Origin of the sequence: Actinomadura sp. CNU-125 (assembly GCF_001942465.1) — a bacterium.
Classification (GTDB): domain Bacteria; phylum Actinomycetota; class Actinomycetes; order Streptosporangiales; family Streptosporangiaceae; genus Spirillospora.
In genome coordinates this window covers 41,093-54,631 of sequence record NZ_MKJY01000603.1, presented here as the reverse complement: position 1 = coordinate 54,631, position 13,539 = coordinate 41,093, and the positions used below count along the sequence as shown (strand labels likewise).

Below are 13,539 nucleotides of genomic sequence, written 5' to 3'. Positions count from 1 at the left end.
TCCTGCCTTAGCCCGGCCCCCGGCCGAGAATCGGGGCGGCCCAACTTCGCCAAGATTTCTCTCGACGTCAAGCTATCTCCAATTTATCTCGATGTCGAGCTACTTGCATCCGGCGTCCTTTCCCTCGCGCCCTTACCCCTGAGCGGCGGCGGCGTCACGCTCGGCCACCGGAATGCTCAGGAGGAGGCGATGAACGCGGCGAGGAGGGCGGCGCGTTCGGGCAGGGACGCGACGAGGACGTGCTCGTCGGGAGCGTGCGCCCCGCGGCCGCGGGGGCCGAGCCCGTCGAGGGTCGGCAGGCCGCGCGAACCGGGCAGGTTCGCGTCGCCCGCGCCGCCGCGGTGACGTCCGCGCACGTCCTGCCCCAGAGCGGCGCCCAGCTCGGCGAGGCGCGCCAGGAGCGGGGAATCCGGGTCCTCCTGCCAGGTCGGACGGGACGTCAGCACCTCGGCCTCGACCGTCGCGCCGTCCCGGACGGGGCGCAGGTCGCGCAGCACGCCGAGCATCCGGCGTTCGGCGGCCGCGTCGGTGAACCGCAGGCCGATCTCCGCGCACGCCTCCCCCGCGACGACGTTCGCCCGCGTCCCGCCCTCGACGCGGACCGACGTTGCACAGCGTCGTCCCGTCCCCGGGGACGGCCGCGCGGACGGCGGCGAGCTGGTCGAGCAGCTCGTCGATCGCGGAGACGCCGTTCTCCGGGTCGAGCGCGGCGTGCGCCTCCCGGCCGCGGACCCGCAGCGCGACGCGGGTGCTGCCGCGCCGCGCGGACTTGACGGTCGCCGTCGGGGTGCGGCGACTCCAGCCCGAGCACGGCGGCCGCGCCGGCCGCCTCGTCCTCGACGACCGCGCGTCCGGTGGGGCTGCCGACCTCCTCGTCGGCCACCACGACCGCGCGCACCGGGACCGGCACCGCGACGCCCGCGGCGTCCAGCGCGCGCAGCGCCATCTCCAGGGCGACCAGGCCGCCCTTCATGTCGAGGACGCCCGGCCCGGTGATGGTCGTCCCGTCGTCGGTGTAGGGCATCTCGGCGAGGCGGCCGACCGGCCACACGGTGTCGTAGTGGCCGACGAACAGCAGGTGCCCGCCGCCGTCCGGCCCGAAGGACGCGACCAGGTGGTCACGGCCGGGGACGGGACGCGCCGCACCCGGCCCCCGGCGGCCTCCTGCCCGGCCGCGACGAGATCGGCGCAGCGGGCCAGCGCGGCGGCGTCGCCGCTCGGGGACTCGGCCAGCGCGTAGGCGCGCAGGCGCGCCCGGCCCTCGTCCAGTTGCGCGGCGGCGGCCTCGGCGATGCGGGCGGCGGTCTCGGGCGTGAGCGTGGCCATGATCCTCCGTGAACAAACTTACGAATCGTATAACTGCCCCCGTACCCGCTTTAGTTGACGCTAACTAGGCAAAATGCTAGAAACAGGGGCGTAGATACGGAACATATCAAGGTCAGACAGTAAGCGGTGCGATGCCCTCCAAAGCCCCGGCCGTCCAGGTGCGGCCACTGACGGACCCCGCCGAGATGCGGGCCGCCGTACGCCTGTACCGCGAGGTCTTCCGCCTCGACGAGACCGACCCCGCGGTCAGCCCCCGGCTGCTCGTCTCGCTCACCCGCAACGGCGGCTCGGCGTCGGCGCCTTCGACGGGGACGACCTGGTCGGATTCACCTACGGGTTCCGCGGCGCCGACGCGTCCGGCGCCGGCTACCTCTACTCGCAGATGGCCGCCGTCCGCGACGACCAGCAGGGCCGCGGCGTCGGCCGGGCGCTCAAGCTCGGCCAGCGCGACCACGCCCTGGCCTCCGGGATGACGGCCATGCGCTGGGCGTTCGACCCGGTGCGGACCCACAACGCGCACTTCAACCTCGACGTCCTCGGCGCGGTGGCCCGCTGGTTCGTGCCCAACCTGATGGGCGTGGAGGACCTCGGCCGCGACCGGGGCATGCGCACCGACCGCCTCATCGTCGAATGGGACCTGACCGCGGGCGCTCCGGCCCGGCACGAGACGCCCCCGCCCGTCGCGTGGGGCGAGGTCGCGCCCGACGGCGACGACCTGCTGTTCGGCCTGCCCGGGAACTGGGACGCGCTGGTCGCCGAGGACCGGGACGCCTCCGTCGCGCTGCGCGAGCGGGTCGCCTCGACGCTCGGCGCGCTCGTCGGCCGCGGGTGCGCGACGACGTCGTGCGGCTCGCGGACGGCGCACCGGCGTCTACCGGCTCGCCCCCGCCCCCGCCGCCGGTCCCGCGCCCGCCGCCGATCCCGCCGCCGGTCCCGTCCCCGGCTCCGTCCCCCGCGAGGAGAACTGATGCCCACCGTGGCCTCCGTCGAGGCGTTCCGGCTCAGCCTGCCGCTCGTCCACGCCTTCCAGACCAGCTCGCACCGCAAGTCGCACCTGGAGCACATCCTGGTGCGGGTGACCGGCGAGGACGGGACGGCCGGATGGGGCGAGATCGCCTCGCCGAGCGACCCGTACTACTGCCCCGAGACCGTCGACACCTGCTGGGCGATGCTGCGCCGCTACCTCGCGCCCGCCCTGGTCGGCGCCCGCTGGGAGCACCCGTCCGAGGCGGGCCGGGTGTGGGCGCGGATCCGCGGCCACAACTTCGCGAAGGCGGGCCTCGACATCGCCTGCTGGGACCTGTGGACGCGCGCGTCCGGCACCCGGCTCGCGGACGCGCTGGGCGGCACCCGCGACCGCATCGCCGCCGGGGTGAGCCTCGGCATCGAGCCGACGATCGAGGAGCTGAAGGCCCAGGTCGACCGGCACGTAGCGGACGGCTACCGGCGGATCAAGCTGAAGATCGCGCCGGGCTGGGACGTCGCGCCGGTGCGCGCCGTCCGGGAGGCGCACCCGGACCTGATGGTGCAGGTCGACGCCAACGGCGTGTACCCGGAGGACGCGGCCGCGCTGGCCGTCATGCGGGAGCTGGACGGCCTCGGGCTGCTGCTGATCGAGCAGCCGTTCGGCCCCGGCGCGCTGGCGGCGCACGCCCGGCTGCGGGAGTCCGTCGGGACGCCCGTCTGCCTGGACGAGTCGGTCGACGACCTCGACCAGCTCGACACCGCCGTCACGCTGGGCGCCGGGAGCGTGCTGAACATCAAGGTGTCGCGGATGGGCGGGCTGACGGCCGCGCGCGCGGCGCACGACCGGGCGGTGGCCGCCGGGTGGACGGTGTGGTGCGGCGGCATGCACGAGTTCGGCGTGGGCCGCGCCGCGAACGTCGCGATCGCGTCGCTGCCGGGGTTCGAGCTGCCGAGCGACGTGTCCGGCTCCGACAAGTACTACGCGCGCGACGTCGTGGACCCGCCCGTCCGCGCGGTGGACGGCATGGTCGACGTGCCCGCCGCCGCCGCGCTGGGCCACGAGGTGGACGAGGAGTTCGTCCGCGCCGAGGCGGACGAGACGTACCGCGTCTGATCAGAGAACGGTGTAGACCACGCGGCCGGCCTCGGCGACGAGGTCGGCCGCGTGGTCTTCGTCGGCGAAGCCCTCGGTCAGCACGACGATGACGATCGGCGCGCGGCCGTCGGCGAGGACGATCCCCGCGTCGTGGCGGACGCCGTCCAGTTCACCCGTCTTGTGGGCCAGCCGGACGCCGCCGGGCAGGTGGCGGGGCAGCCGGTCGGCGGTCTGCTGGCGGGTCAGCACTTCCAGGGCGTGCGCGGTCGCCCGCTCGCCCAGCAGGTCGCCGCGGGCGAGGCCGGTGAGCAGGGCGGCCGTGTCCGCCGGGGTGGTGCGGTTCTCGTGCCCGCGGGCGCGCGCGTCGGCGTCCATCATGGACCGTGCCAGCACGGTCCGCGGCATGCCGTGGCGGGCGCACCAGGACGTCACGGCGTCCATGCCCAGCAGGTCGATCAGCAGGTTCGTGGCCATGTTGTCGCTGACGATGATCATCAGCGTCAGCAGGTCGCGGACGCTGAGGTCGGGCACGTCCGCCAGTTCGGCGGCGACGCCCGCCCCGCCGACCCGGCGGGACGGGGCGAGCGGCAGCCGGTCGTCCAGCGACCACGTTCCGGCCTCCGTGCCGGACAGCAGCGTCATCATGATCGGCAGCTTGATCACCGACGCGGCGGTGAAGACCCGCCCGGCGTCGACCTCGGCACGCTCCCCGGTGCCGAGGTCGTGGACGGCCAGGCCGAGGCGCCCGCCGGACGCGGACGCCCGGCGGGCGAGCTCGTCCAGTTCGTCGTGCATGGAGCCCTCCCCCTAGAGCAGGACGGCGAACAGGACGAGGAACCCGACCGAGTTGACCGCCATGATGGCCCAGCCGTTGAACAGCATCATCCTCAGGTCGCTGGAGCGTGCCAGGCCCATCTGCCCCATCATGTCGGCGGTCGGGTAGGGGCCGAGCTGGTCGATCTGCGCGGTGCCGAGCAGCGAGACCGACCACGCGGCGGGCGGGATGCCGAGCGAGGCGACCAGCGGGCCGAACAGCTTGTCGATCAGCACGACCTGCGCGACGGCCGCGCCCGGCACCGCGTGCACGTAGCCGATCAGCACGACCAGCACCAGCAGCGTGTACGGACCGGCGTCCGACATGATCGGCTTCATCGTCTCGAAGATCGACTCGAACGCGCCGGTCTTCTCCACCAGCGTCAGCAGCGGGTCCAGCAGCCAGAACAGCATGAACAGCCAGATCAGCCGGGCCGCGCCCGCGTAGACGGCCTCGGCGGTGCCCTTGGGGCCGAGGCGCCCGCCAGGCCCGTCGCCGCCGCGGCGACCACCATGACGACCAGCGCGTAGGAGTAGCCGGCCTCCTGCCACACCCCGAACGCGGCGAGCGCCGCCATGACGCCGACGAACGCGAACGCGGCGCGGCGTCCGGCCGCGACGCGTCCGGCGTTCCGCTCGGAGCCGTCCTCGAAGTCGTCGCCCCCGGCCTTGTCGGCCTCCGTGTACTCCTGGTCGGTGTGCCGCTGGATCCAGCGGGCCATGAAGAATCCGGTGCCGATCGTGACGGCGCCGACCGGCAGCCCGGCGTGCAGGAGGTAGTCGCCGTAGCCGATGTCGGCGGCGGCCGTGATCGTCACGACGGGCGGCGTGAACGGGCCCATCAGCAGCCCGGCCGCGCCCGCCGCGTGGAACATCGCCGCGACCGCGGGCGGGCGCCAGCCCAGCCGTGCCGCGATCGGGATGACGATCGGCGCGATGATCGCGTTGCCGCCGGCGAGCGTGCCGAGCGCGCCGACGATGACCAGCGACGACGCCATGACGCCGAACTGGACGCGGGTGGGGGTGTTCAGTCCGATCCGGCTCATCACCATCCGGATGAGCATCGGGGCGGCGCCGGTCTCCTGGGCGACCCGGCCGAGGCCCGCGCCCAGCATGATGATCAGGCCGATCACCGCGACCAGCGAGCCCATGGACGTCGCGAGCTGCTCGCCGAGCGGTACCGGCCCGGTCCGCGTCATGATCGCCACGACCAGCACGGCGCCGACGGTGGCCAGCACGACGTCGACGCCGAGCAGGGCGAGCACCGCGTACAGGACGATCGGGACGAGGCCCCACAACCCGGCCTTGTCGTCGGCGATCGCGAGCACGATGCCGGCCACGACGCTGATCGCGAAACACGCCGTCGCGATGATCTGCCGGCGGCTCGGCCGCCGCCTGGTGAGCGTTTCGGTGCTGCTCAAGGACGCTCCTGTTCAACGAGGGTTCGATCGGGGGGGGAACCCCGGTCATGAGCTCCGGCGAAGGACGCGCCCGGGGCGCGCGCCGGTGGCCGTGCCGTCGCGCAGCACGGGAACGCCGCGCACGAGCACGTGCCGCACGCCCGTGGCGAGCCGCCACGGGTCCGCGAAATCGGACCGGTCGAGCACCGTGTCCGGGTCGAACACGGCGAGGTCGGCGACCAGGCCGGAGCGGATCGCGCCGCGGTCCGCCAGGCCCAGCCGGGACGCGGGCAGCGAGGTCATCTTCCGCACCGCCTCGGGCAGCGCGAGCAGCCCGTCCTCGCGCGCGTACCGGCCGAGGACGCGGGCGAACGTGCCGAAGCTGCGCGGGTGGGGGCGGCCCGCCCCGGACGGACGCAGCGTCCAGCCGTCGCTGGCGACGCTCACCAGCGGGTGGGCCAGAACGGTCGCGACGTCCTGCGGCGCCATCGCGTGGTTGACGATCGACACGGTGGCGCGGTGGGCGGCGAGCAGTTCCAGCGCCGCCTCCGCCGGGTCCATGCCGAGTTCGGCGCCGATCGCGATCAGGTCGCGGCCGACGAACCGGGAGTAGGGGCCGTCCGGCAGCGACGCCACGACGACGCCCGCGGGGTCGATGTCGTCGCCGAAACGCGCGCGCAGCCGGCTCGCGATCCGGGTCCGGGTGGAACGTTCCATCAGGCGTTCGAGCAGCCGGGAGGGGCCGCCGTCCATGGCCCAGCCGGGCAGCCGGGACGTCAGGGTCGTCGACGACGCCGTGTACGGGTAGACGTCGGCGGTCACGTCCACGCCCCCGGCGCGGGCGTCCTCGATCGCGGCGAGCGCCGCGCGCACCGATCCGTGGTTGGCCGGGCCCATCGCCTTGAGGTGCGAGATCTCCAGGCGGACGCCGGACCGCCGCGCCGTGTCGAGGGCCTCGGCGACGGCCGCGAGCAGCCCGCCCGTCTCGTCCCGCATGTGCGTGGAGTACAGGAGCCCGTGCGCGGCCGCCTCCGTCGCCAGCGCGGCGACCTCGTCGGACGGCGCGAAGCTGCCGGGCGCGTAGATCAGGCCGGTGGAGAAGCCGAAGGCGCCCTGCGCGGCGGCCTCGGACAGCAGCCCGCGCATCCGGTCCAGTTCGGCGGCGGTGGCGGGGCGCTCGTCCGCGCCGACGGCCGCCATCCGCAGCGCCTGGTGGCCGACCTGGACGGCCATGTTGATCGCGGGCGGGTCCTGTTCGACGGCGGCGGCGTAGCCGTCCAGGTCCGTCCAGGTGATGTCCAGGCCGGACGCGAGGAACCCGGCGGCCCGGCCGAGCGCCGCCGCGTCGGCGACCGGGAACGGGGAGAACCCGCAGTTGCCGCCGAGCAGCGTGGTCACGCCCTGGTGGACGGCGGTGTCGGCGGCGGGATGGTCCTGGACGCTGAAGTCCGCGTGCGAGTGCAGGTCGATGAAGCCGGGCGCGACGACCAGGCCCGTGGCGTCCAGCACCTCGCCGTCGCGGGGGCGGGCGTCGCGGTCGCGGGCGGCGCGCGGGGCGATCTCGGCGATCTCTCCGTCGCGCACGACGACGTCGGCGGGACGCGCGGGGGCGCCCGTACCGTCCAGCACGTCGCCGCCGCGGATGATCACATCGTTCATGCGCCACTCATTCGTCGGAGTAGATGTCCAGGGCGTGCGCGAGGTCCTCGCGCCGGGCCAGCCGCCGCCGCGCCCCCTTCGCGCTCGCGGCGGTCAGCGTCGCCAGCGCGTGCACGACGGCGGAGATCGCCGTCGGCGAGTCGCTGTAGGACGCGCTCCCCGTGCTGACCACGACCGTGGTGCCCGCGGCGGCGGCGAGCGGGCTGTCGGCGTCGTCGGTGACGGCCACGACGTGGCCGCCCGCGGCGGCGAACTCCCGCGCGACCGTGCCGGTCTGCCGGGCGTAGCGGCGGAAGGAGAACGCGACCAGCACGTCCGTCGGGCGGACGTCGCTGAGCACGTCGATGGCCCGCACCGCGGCCTCATCGATCAGGGCGACCCCGGAGAGGCTCGCCGACAGCTCCAGGTGCAGCAGCGTGGCGTGCGCGCGGCTCTTCGCGCTGCCGATGATGAAGCGGCGCCGCGCCGCGACGATCTGGCCGGCCGCCCGCTCCAGCGAACCGTCGGCCCGCAGCGCGGTCAGGGTGCGCTCCAGGTTGGCGGTCTCGGCCTCGATGATCGCGTCCAGCAGCAGCAGTGCCGTCGACTTGCGGCGCAGCCGCGCGCCGTAACGGGCGTCCGGGCTGCTCAGCCGGCGGTTCTCCGTCGCTTCCCGGTCCGGTCCAGCGTCGGGCAAGCGATCACTTCCGTCCATGGATACGTATCTTATGTTGACGATGCAAGTTTCTAGCAGCGCGATTGATCGCACGTCAATAGGCATCTCACGTGCGACCTGGCGTACTAGATAAGGAACGTATCTTTGTGTGGTGCCGCGGACCGCCGGCTGGGCGGCCGAGGGTCAGAGACCGGCCGCCAGCTTGTCCAGGGCCGCCTGGGACGGGCTGCCCTCCGCGGCCGTCAGCGTCACGAACCGGTGGTCCACCGTCCCCGGCAGCACCATCCCCACGTAGTCGAGCGAGAGCCGCCCGGCGACCGGATGCCGGTACTCCTTGCGGCCGATGCCCGGCCCCTTCACGTCCTGCCGCTCCCACCACTCGCCGAACCGCGGGCTCGCCCCGGCCAGCTCCCGGATCAGCGCCTCGTTCGCCGGATCGCCGGGATCGCGGCCGGTCGCCGTCCGGAGCTGCGCGATTCCGTGCCGGGTCACGCCCTCCCAGTCGAGGTAGAAGTCGCGGGCGCGCGGGTCGCACAGGGTGAACCGCAGCATGTTGCGCCGGCCCTCCGGCAGCTCGGCGATCCCGGGAAGGAGCGCCGCCGCCATCGGGTTCCAGGCCAGCACGTCCAGCCGGCCGTTGGTCACGTAGGCGGGGACCGGGCCGATCACGTCCAGCAGGCGCAGCACGCCCGCGTCCACCGGGCCGCCGGACGGGACGAGCGGGGCCGGTTCATCGCCCGCCAGCCGGTAGAGGTGGGGGCGCTCGATGCGGGTGTCACGTTCGTCGACACCGCCGACATCTACGGCGCCGGGCACAGCGAGCGGCTCATCGGCCGCACACTCCGCGGCCGGCTGGACGAGATCGTCCTGGCCACCAAGTTCGGCGGGAACCAGGACGGGGACGGGATCCTGATCCCGGGCATGGGCCGCCCCGAGTACGTCCGGAAGGCGTTGGACGCCAGCCTGGACCGGCTGGGCACCGATCGCGTCGACCTGTACTACGTGCACCGGCTGGCCCCGTCCACGCCCATCGAGGAGACCGCCGGAACCCTCGGCGAGCTGGTCGCGGAGGGGAAGATCGGCGGGTACGGCCTGTCGGAGATGTCGGCCCGGACCATCCGCCGGGCCCACGCCGTCCACCCGGTCACGGCCGTGCAGACCGAGTACTCCCCGTTCAACCGGAACCCCGAGAACGAGATCCTGCCCGCGTGCGCGGAGCTCGGCATCGGGTTCGTCGCCTACAGCCCGCTGGGCCGCGGCATCCTCGGCGGCGGCGTCCGCGCCGCCGCCGACCTGGAGGACGGCGACTGGCGGCGCGACAACCCGCGCTTCCAGGACGGCAACCTCGCCCGCAACGTCTCGCTCGCCGACCGGGTCGCCTCCTTGGCCGCCGAGCACGGCGCCACCTCCGCCCAGCTCGCACTGGCGTGGCTGATGCACCGCGGCACCGTCCCGATCCCCGGGACGCGCCGCGCCGCCACCGCGCCCGCGCCAACGCGGCCGCCGCCGACCTCGACCTCGCCGCGGCGGTGTTCGAGCGGCTGGAGGAGCTCGTACCGCCCGGCGCGGCGGCGGGGGCGCAGGGCAACGAGCCGTACATGGCGAACATCGACGCCTGAGGCGGTCCCCCGTGCGCGCGGTTCGGTGCGTCCCGCGCGCACGGGGCGAACGGACTCGAAACGCCATTCTCAAAGATCGAGAACGCGTATACCATCCGTCGGAGCCACCGATCGGAGCCGCCGCATGCCGAAGAGAACGGTCCTGCAGGTCGAGTCGTACCCGTCCCGTCCGGACGCGGTCGAGGAGTTCAACCGCTGGTACGACGAGGTCCATCTCCGCGAGGTGCTCACCGTCGAAGGATTCGTCGCGGCCCGCCGTTTCGCGCCCGTCGACGGGGAAGGGCCCTACATCGCGCAGTACGAGTTCGAGGGCGATCCGGACGAGGCCGTCCCGCGGCTGAGCAGGGCCGCGGGCGACGGCACCCTGCACATGTCGGACACGCTCCGGCTGGACCCGCCGCCGCGGATGCTGCTCATGCAGCAGGTCAAGGAGATCGGCGCCTCGGACTGACCCGCCCCGCCACCGGCCGGAACCGGGATTTTCCGTACCTATAGCATCCGGTCGGAGCCATCGCGATTGGAGAACACGCATGTCTGCGAAGTCCATCCTGCACGTCATGACCCGTCCGTCGAGCCCGGAGACCGCGGCCGAGTACAACCGCTGGTACGAGGACGTCCACATGCCGGAGGTCCTGGCGCTCGACGGTTTCGTCTCCGCCCGCCGCTACGGCCCCACCAAGGACGGCGACCCCTACGTCGCGGTGTACGAGATCGAAGGCGACGCCAAGGCGGCCGTGAAGCGGCTGAACACGGCCATGGGCGACGGCACGGTGGCCCTTTCGGACACCATCCAGATGGACCCGCCGCCGCAGATGCACGTCTTCGAGCTCATCAAGGAGATCGCGGACTAGCCTCCGAGAACATCGTTCTCAATCTTCGAGAGCACGTATACCATCCGGTCGGGACGACCGATGGGAGAACGCGCATGCCGAAGAAGACGATCCTGCACGTGGAGTCCGGGCCCGCGGGCCCGGACGTCGCGGCCGAGTACAACCGCTGGTACGACGAGGTGCACATCCCCGAGATGCTGGCGATCGAGGGCATCGTCTCCGCCCGCCGCTACGCGCCCGTCGACGGCGACACCTACATCGCCCACTACGAGATCGAGGGCGACCCGAAGGCCGCCATGAAACGGCTCCGGGACGCCGCGAGCGACGGCACCATGCACCTGTCGGACACCGCCCGGACGGACCCGCCCGCGCGGATGCTCCTCATGGAACTCGTCGTCGAACGCGACGCCGCCGCGTCCGGCTGACCGGACCGCCCGACCGGCAGGCACGGCCCGCATGTCCGGCCTGCCCCTCCCCCGGGCGGGCCGGACGCGCGCGTCACCGGTCCGGCGTAAGCGTCGCCAAGTCGATCAGCACCTCCGAGACGAGCACCGGGTCGAGGTCGCCGAGGCGGGGGGCGTCCGGGTCCTCGGCATCGGCGTCGTCCCACCACCAGGCGTCGAGGTCGGTGACGACCTGGACGCGCCGGATCCGCTGCTCCGGGGAGCCGCCGGGCGCGCCCGCCGCGATGCCCGGATCGAGTTCCACGGCGATGTGGAGCTTCTCGCCGATCCGCCGGAACACGCCGGGCTCGCCCCCGCTGTGCAGCGGCGCGGCCCGCTCCCAGTTCCGCCGGGCCAGCCCCAGCACCGCGCCGAACGAGGTCGTCCCGCCCTCCAGGCGGGCCAGCCGCCGCGCGTCCCGCTCGTCCTCGCGCGGTGCCGCCACCGGGCGTGCGAGCTGCGGGAACGGTTGCAGGATCTCGCAGTCGGCGAACACGTGCGTCCACGCCGGGACGTCGAGGTGCAAAGGGTGCGCGACGCCGATCGACGCGCCGGCGGGAAGCGTGTGCGTCTCGTACCCGACGGTGGCGAACGAGCCGTCCTCGTCGACGCGGAACGCGCCCGCGCCGTCCGTGAAGACCAGGCGCCGCGCCAGCCGGCCCACCAGCGGGTGCGTCACCAGGAACTCGCGGAACTCCCCGGCCGTCCAGCGGCGGCCGGTCACCATCGCGGTCTCCAGCGCGACGATCCGGTCGTCGGCGGCGGCGCGGGCGTCCTTCTTCAGGGCCGCGAAGCGCCGGTGGGCGGCGGGCGCCAGTTCGGGGTCGTCCTTCACGCCGGGCTTGGGAAGCGTCTTGCGGCGCCTCCCCTCCTCGTCCGTCACGTACGGCTTGAGCTGCCCGTCGAATCCGACCACGAACCGCCGCGGGCCGTAGTCCAGCGTCAGCGTGCCGTCCGCGGCGAGGCCGAAGTCGGGCACGAGCCGGTCGGCGAGGCTCTCGTCGGTGAGCCCGCGCCGCCCCGCCGCGTCCACCAGCGCGAGCCGCGCGTCCTCGCGCGCGCCGCCGGGGAACGACCGGCGCGTCATGCGGCTCAGCTCCCGCAGGGCCGCGTCGGTGCCGATCCGGGCCAGGACCTTCTCGATCATCTGCCCCGCCTTGGCGTGTTTGCGCGCCCCGATCCACTCCCGGACGAGCGGCGCCGCGAACCGTACCGTCCCGTCGTCACCGAGTTCGCCCAGCCGCACCAGCACCCAGGCGTGCCCGTTCGGCTCGCCCGCCGCCCGCCACGCCTCGAAGATCGCCCGGGTGAACTCCGGGAGTCCCGCGCACGCCGTCCGGACCTCCGCCGGCACCGGCCGCTCCTCCGGCAGCATCAGCAGCTTGACGAGGGTGCGGACCGCGGCGTCGTCCAGGCCGCCCGCCGAGGTCGCCGGGCGCGGGAGCGCCGCCGGGTCCAGCCAGGCCGGGATCTTCGGCTCCTTCACCGGTACGACCGGCAGCCCGGCGTCCAGCAGCGCCGCCACCGCGTCGGCCGCCGGGTCGCCGTGCACGCGGGCCGCCTCGACGACCTCGTCCGGCCGGACTCCCGCGCGATGAGCCGCAGCCCCGCCGCGGCCCGGTCCCGCGCCGCCCGCCGCCCGCCGACCGCGTCGGGCACCAGGTGGGGGACGGCGTTCGGCCCGTGCCGCAGCAACCAGCGGCGCCCGGTCTCGCCGGCCGACTTGAGCCGGACGAACCAGTCCGTCATGAGCCGCCCGACCTCGGCGTCGAGGTAGGGCAGCAGCACCTCGCCGATGTCCGCGGGCCGCCGCTTGGCGGCCCGCACCGCCAGCTCGCGCACCCGCGGACCGTAGCGGCCCACGAGCGGCTTCAGCTCGTACTCGTCGAGCGCGTACAGGTTGACGCCCCGCCACGAGGGCTCATCGGCACGTTCCAGCAGCAGCGGGAGCAGGTCGCCGAACGCCCGCTCCGGGCCGAACACGAGTTCCTTCGCCTGGTGGGCGTAGTCCGTCTCGCCGGTCAGGAACCGCTCCCGCGCCGCGTCCCAGAACGGGTGGTCGTCCGGATGCTTGACGAACACCATGAACGACGCGAGCTCGATCCATCGCTCCTGTTCGCCGCTCTCCCAGGCGAGCGGGCCGGGCGCGGGCGGTGCCAGCCCCGGGACGACGACGGGCGCGGCCTCGGCCTCGGCCTTTCTCGCCCAGGGCGGATCGACGAGCACGTCCGGAACGGCGGAGGGGAGATCGTTCATGCCGCACACCGTAGGGCCGTCCACCGACACGCGGGGCGGACGCGCGTCAGAGTTCGTAGTCCTCCGCGAGGCCGTCCCACGGGAGATCCGCCACCGCGGCCGTCACGAACTCGACGGGCGGACCGGCGATGTCGTCCTGGAACCAGACCACGTCGAGCCATGACCGGTAGAGGACGTCGTCGTGGTCCTCGTCGATGCGCGCCGAGTCGAAGAAGCCGACGCAGTACACCGGGGGGAGCACCTCCATCGGGCCGAACGCCCCCCGTCGGCCGCGCTCGGGGTTCGTGCGCGGCGGCCGGACGACGTGGACGGGCGGTGCCGTCCGGTAACGGAACTCCCTGCGCTTCCCCAGCGACCCGAGCAGGCTCTCGTTCATCTGGGCGGTCGGGTAGCCCTCAAGGAGCCCGTCGTAGGTGGAGTGGATCCGCACCTGGGTCAGCAGGACATCCCGGCCTGAATCAAGCGTTATGCGAGCA

The 13,539-nt window shown here is 73.8% G+C and carries 14 protein-coding genes and 2 pseudogenes; 4 read left to right on the top strand and 12 right to left on the bottom strand.

Annotated elements, in window-relative coordinates; genetic code table 11:
• Positions 1-176 precede the first annotated feature (176 nt).
• The 3 genes and pseudogenes from BJF79_RS65165 to BJF79_RS65155 form a co-directional block, all read right to left on the bottom strand.
• Positions 177-563: pseudogene (locus tag BJF79_RS65165) on the bottom strand (M20/M25/M40 family metallo-hydrolase); the annotation flags it as partial.
• A gap of 275 nt (positions 564-838) precedes the next feature.
• Positions 839-1,024 (bottom strand): annotated as a pseudogene (locus BJF79_RS68225) (M20/M25/M40 family metallo-hydrolase); the annotation flags it as partial.
• Entirely contained in the window at positions 970-1,326 is a 357-nt protein-coding gene (locus tag BJF79_RS65155) for a hypothetical protein (RefSeq protein WP_262403743.1), read from the bottom strand. The gene BJF79_RS65155 and the pseudogene BJF79_RS68225, both read right to left, overlap by 55 nt.
• A 382-nt stretch (positions 1,327-1,708) precedes the next feature.
• Between BJF79_RS65155 and menC the strand changes: the two genes are divergently transcribed.
• A complete protein-coding gene (gene menC, locus BJF79_RS50140; protein ID WP_262403742.1) occupies positions 1,709-3,406 on the top strand; it encodes an o-succinylbenzoate synthase in 1,698 nt (565 codons plus the stop codon).
• Here the strand turns inward: menC and BJF79_RS50135 are convergent, their stop codons facing one another.
• From BJF79_RS50135 to BJF79_RS56935, 6 genes are all read right to left on the bottom strand, one after another.
• Positions 3,407-4,183, bottom strand: a complete 777-nt coding sequence (locus BJF79_RS50135; protein ID WP_075907584.1) for a serine hydrolase — start codon at positions 4,181-4,183, stop codon at positions 3,407-3,409.
• Positions 4,184-4,195: 12 nt separating this feature from the next.
• Positions 4,196-4,615, bottom strand: a complete 420-nt coding sequence (locus BJF79_RS54960; RefSeq protein WP_143221044.1) for a hypothetical protein — start codon at positions 4,613-4,615, stop codon at positions 4,196-4,198.
• 11 nt (positions 4,616-4,626) lie between these two features.
• Positions 4,627-5,622 carry an SLC13 family permease gene (locus BJF79_RS50130; protein WP_083734878.1) on the bottom strand — a complete coding sequence of 332 codons (996 nt, stop codon included), beginning with the start codon at positions 5,620-5,622 and terminating at the stop codon, positions 4,627-4,629.
• Positions 5,623-5,667: 45 nt separating this feature from the next.
• Positions 5,668-7,260, bottom strand: a complete 1,593-nt coding sequence (locus BJF79_RS50125) for an N-acyl-D-amino-acid deacylase family protein (protein WP_075907583.1) — start codon at positions 7,258-7,260, stop codon at positions 5,668-5,670.
• 7 nt (positions 7,261-7,267) lie between these two features.
• Positions 7,268-7,954, bottom strand: a complete 687-nt coding sequence (locus BJF79_RS50120; RefSeq protein ID WP_075907582.1) for a MurR/RpiR family transcriptional regulator — start codon at positions 7,952-7,954, stop codon at positions 7,268-7,270.
• Positions 7,955-8,098: 144 nt separating this feature from the next.
• On the bottom strand, positions 8,099-8,731 hold the full coding sequence (locus BJF79_RS56935; protein WP_262403741.1) for a hypothetical protein: 633 nt from the start codon (positions 8,729-8,731) through the stop codon (positions 8,099-8,101).
• Between BJF79_RS56935 and BJF79_RS50110 the strand changes: the two genes are divergently transcribed.
• The 3 genes from BJF79_RS50110 to BJF79_RS50100 all read left to right on the top strand — a co-directional run bounded on the left by BJF79_RS50110 (position 8,669) and on the right by BJF79_RS50100 (position 10,789).
• Positions 8,669-9,985 carry an aldo/keto reductase gene (locus tag BJF79_RS50110; RefSeq protein WP_075907580.1) on the top strand — a complete coding sequence of 439 codons (1,317 nt, stop codon included), beginning with the start codon at positions 8,669-8,671 and terminating at the stop codon, positions 9,983-9,985. The two genes, BJF79_RS56935 and BJF79_RS50110, sit on opposite strands and share 63 nt — an antisense overlap.
• A 79-nt stretch (positions 9,986-10,064) precedes the next feature.
• Positions 10,065-10,385 (top strand): DUF4286 family protein, encoded by a 321-nt coding sequence (locus tag BJF79_RS50105; protein ID WP_075907579.1) that lies wholly within the window; start codon positions 10,065-10,067, stop codon positions 10,383-10,385.
• Between the two features lie 74 nt (positions 10,386-10,459).
• The gene (locus BJF79_RS50100; protein ID WP_075907578.1) at positions 10,460-10,789 is read left to right on the top strand and encodes a DUF4286 family protein; all 330 of its coding nucleotides are present in this window, start codon (positions 10,460-10,462) and stop codon (positions 10,787-10,789) included.
• A gap of 73 nt (positions 10,790-10,862) precedes the next feature.
• Here the strand turns inward: BJF79_RS50100 and BJF79_RS50095 are convergent, their stop codons facing one another.
• The 3 genes from BJF79_RS50095 to BJF79_RS50085 are packed head-to-tail and all read right to left on the bottom strand — an operon-like array spanning position 10,863 to position 13,493.
• The gene (locus BJF79_RS50095) at positions 10,863-12,359 is read right to left on the bottom strand and encodes a DUF4132 domain-containing protein (RefSeq protein ID WP_075907577.1); all 1,497 of its coding nucleotides are present in this window, start codon (positions 12,357-12,359) and stop codon (positions 10,863-10,865) included.
• Positions 12,290-13,063 carry a hypothetical protein gene (locus BJF79_RS50090; protein ID WP_075907576.1) on the bottom strand — a complete coding sequence of 258 codons (774 nt, stop codon included), beginning with the start codon at positions 13,061-13,063 and terminating at the stop codon, positions 12,290-12,292. The genes BJF79_RS50095 and BJF79_RS50090 overlap by 70 nt, the downstream gene beginning before the upstream one ends.
• Positions 13,064-13,109: 46 nt before the next feature.
• A complete protein-coding gene (locus BJF79_RS50085) occupies positions 13,110-13,493 on the bottom strand; it encodes a hypothetical protein (RefSeq protein WP_262403740.1) in 384 nt (127 codons plus the stop codon).
• Positions 13,494-13,539 lie beyond the last annotated feature (46 nt).

What these genes read in the sequence shown, in the direction of transcription:
- BJF79_RS50090 (WP_075907576.1), bottom strand. Translation starts at nt 13,063, where the DNA reads ATGAACGATCTCCCCTCCGCCGTTCCGGACGTGCTCGTCGATCCGCCC.
- menC (WP_262403742.1), top strand. Translation starts at nt 1,709, where the DNA reads ATGGCCGCCGTCCGCGACGACCAGCAGGGCCGCGGCGTCGGCCGGGCG.
- BJF79_RS50120 (WP_075907582.1), bottom strand. Translation starts at nt 7,954, where the DNA reads ATGGACGGAAGTGATCGCTTGCCCGACGCTGGACCGGACCGGGAAGCG.
- BJF79_RS50135 (WP_075907584.1), bottom strand. Translation starts at nt 4,183, where the DNA reads ATGCACGACGAACTGGACGAGCTCGCCCGCCGGGCGTCCGCGTCCGGC.
- BJF79_RS50100 (WP_075907578.1), top strand. Translation starts at nt 10,460, where the DNA reads ATGCCGAAGAAGACGATCCTGCACGTGGAGTCCGGGCCCGCGGGCCCG.
- BJF79_RS50125 (WP_075907583.1), bottom strand. Translation starts at nt 7,260, where the DNA reads ATGAACGATGTGATCATCCGCGGCGGCGACGTGCTGGACGGTACGGGC.
- BJF79_RS54960 (WP_143221044.1), bottom strand. Translation starts at nt 4,615, where the DNA reads ATGCTGTTCTGGCTGCTGGACCCGCTGCTGACGCTGGTGGAGAAGACC.
- BJF79_RS65155 (WP_262403743.1), bottom strand. Translation starts at nt 1,326, where the DNA reads ATGGCCACGCTCACGCCCGAGACCGCCGCCCGCATCGCCGAGGCCGCC.
- BJF79_RS50105 (WP_075907579.1), top strand. Translation starts at nt 10,065, where the DNA reads ATGTCTGCGAAGTCCATCCTGCACGTCATGACCCGTCCGTCGAGCCCG.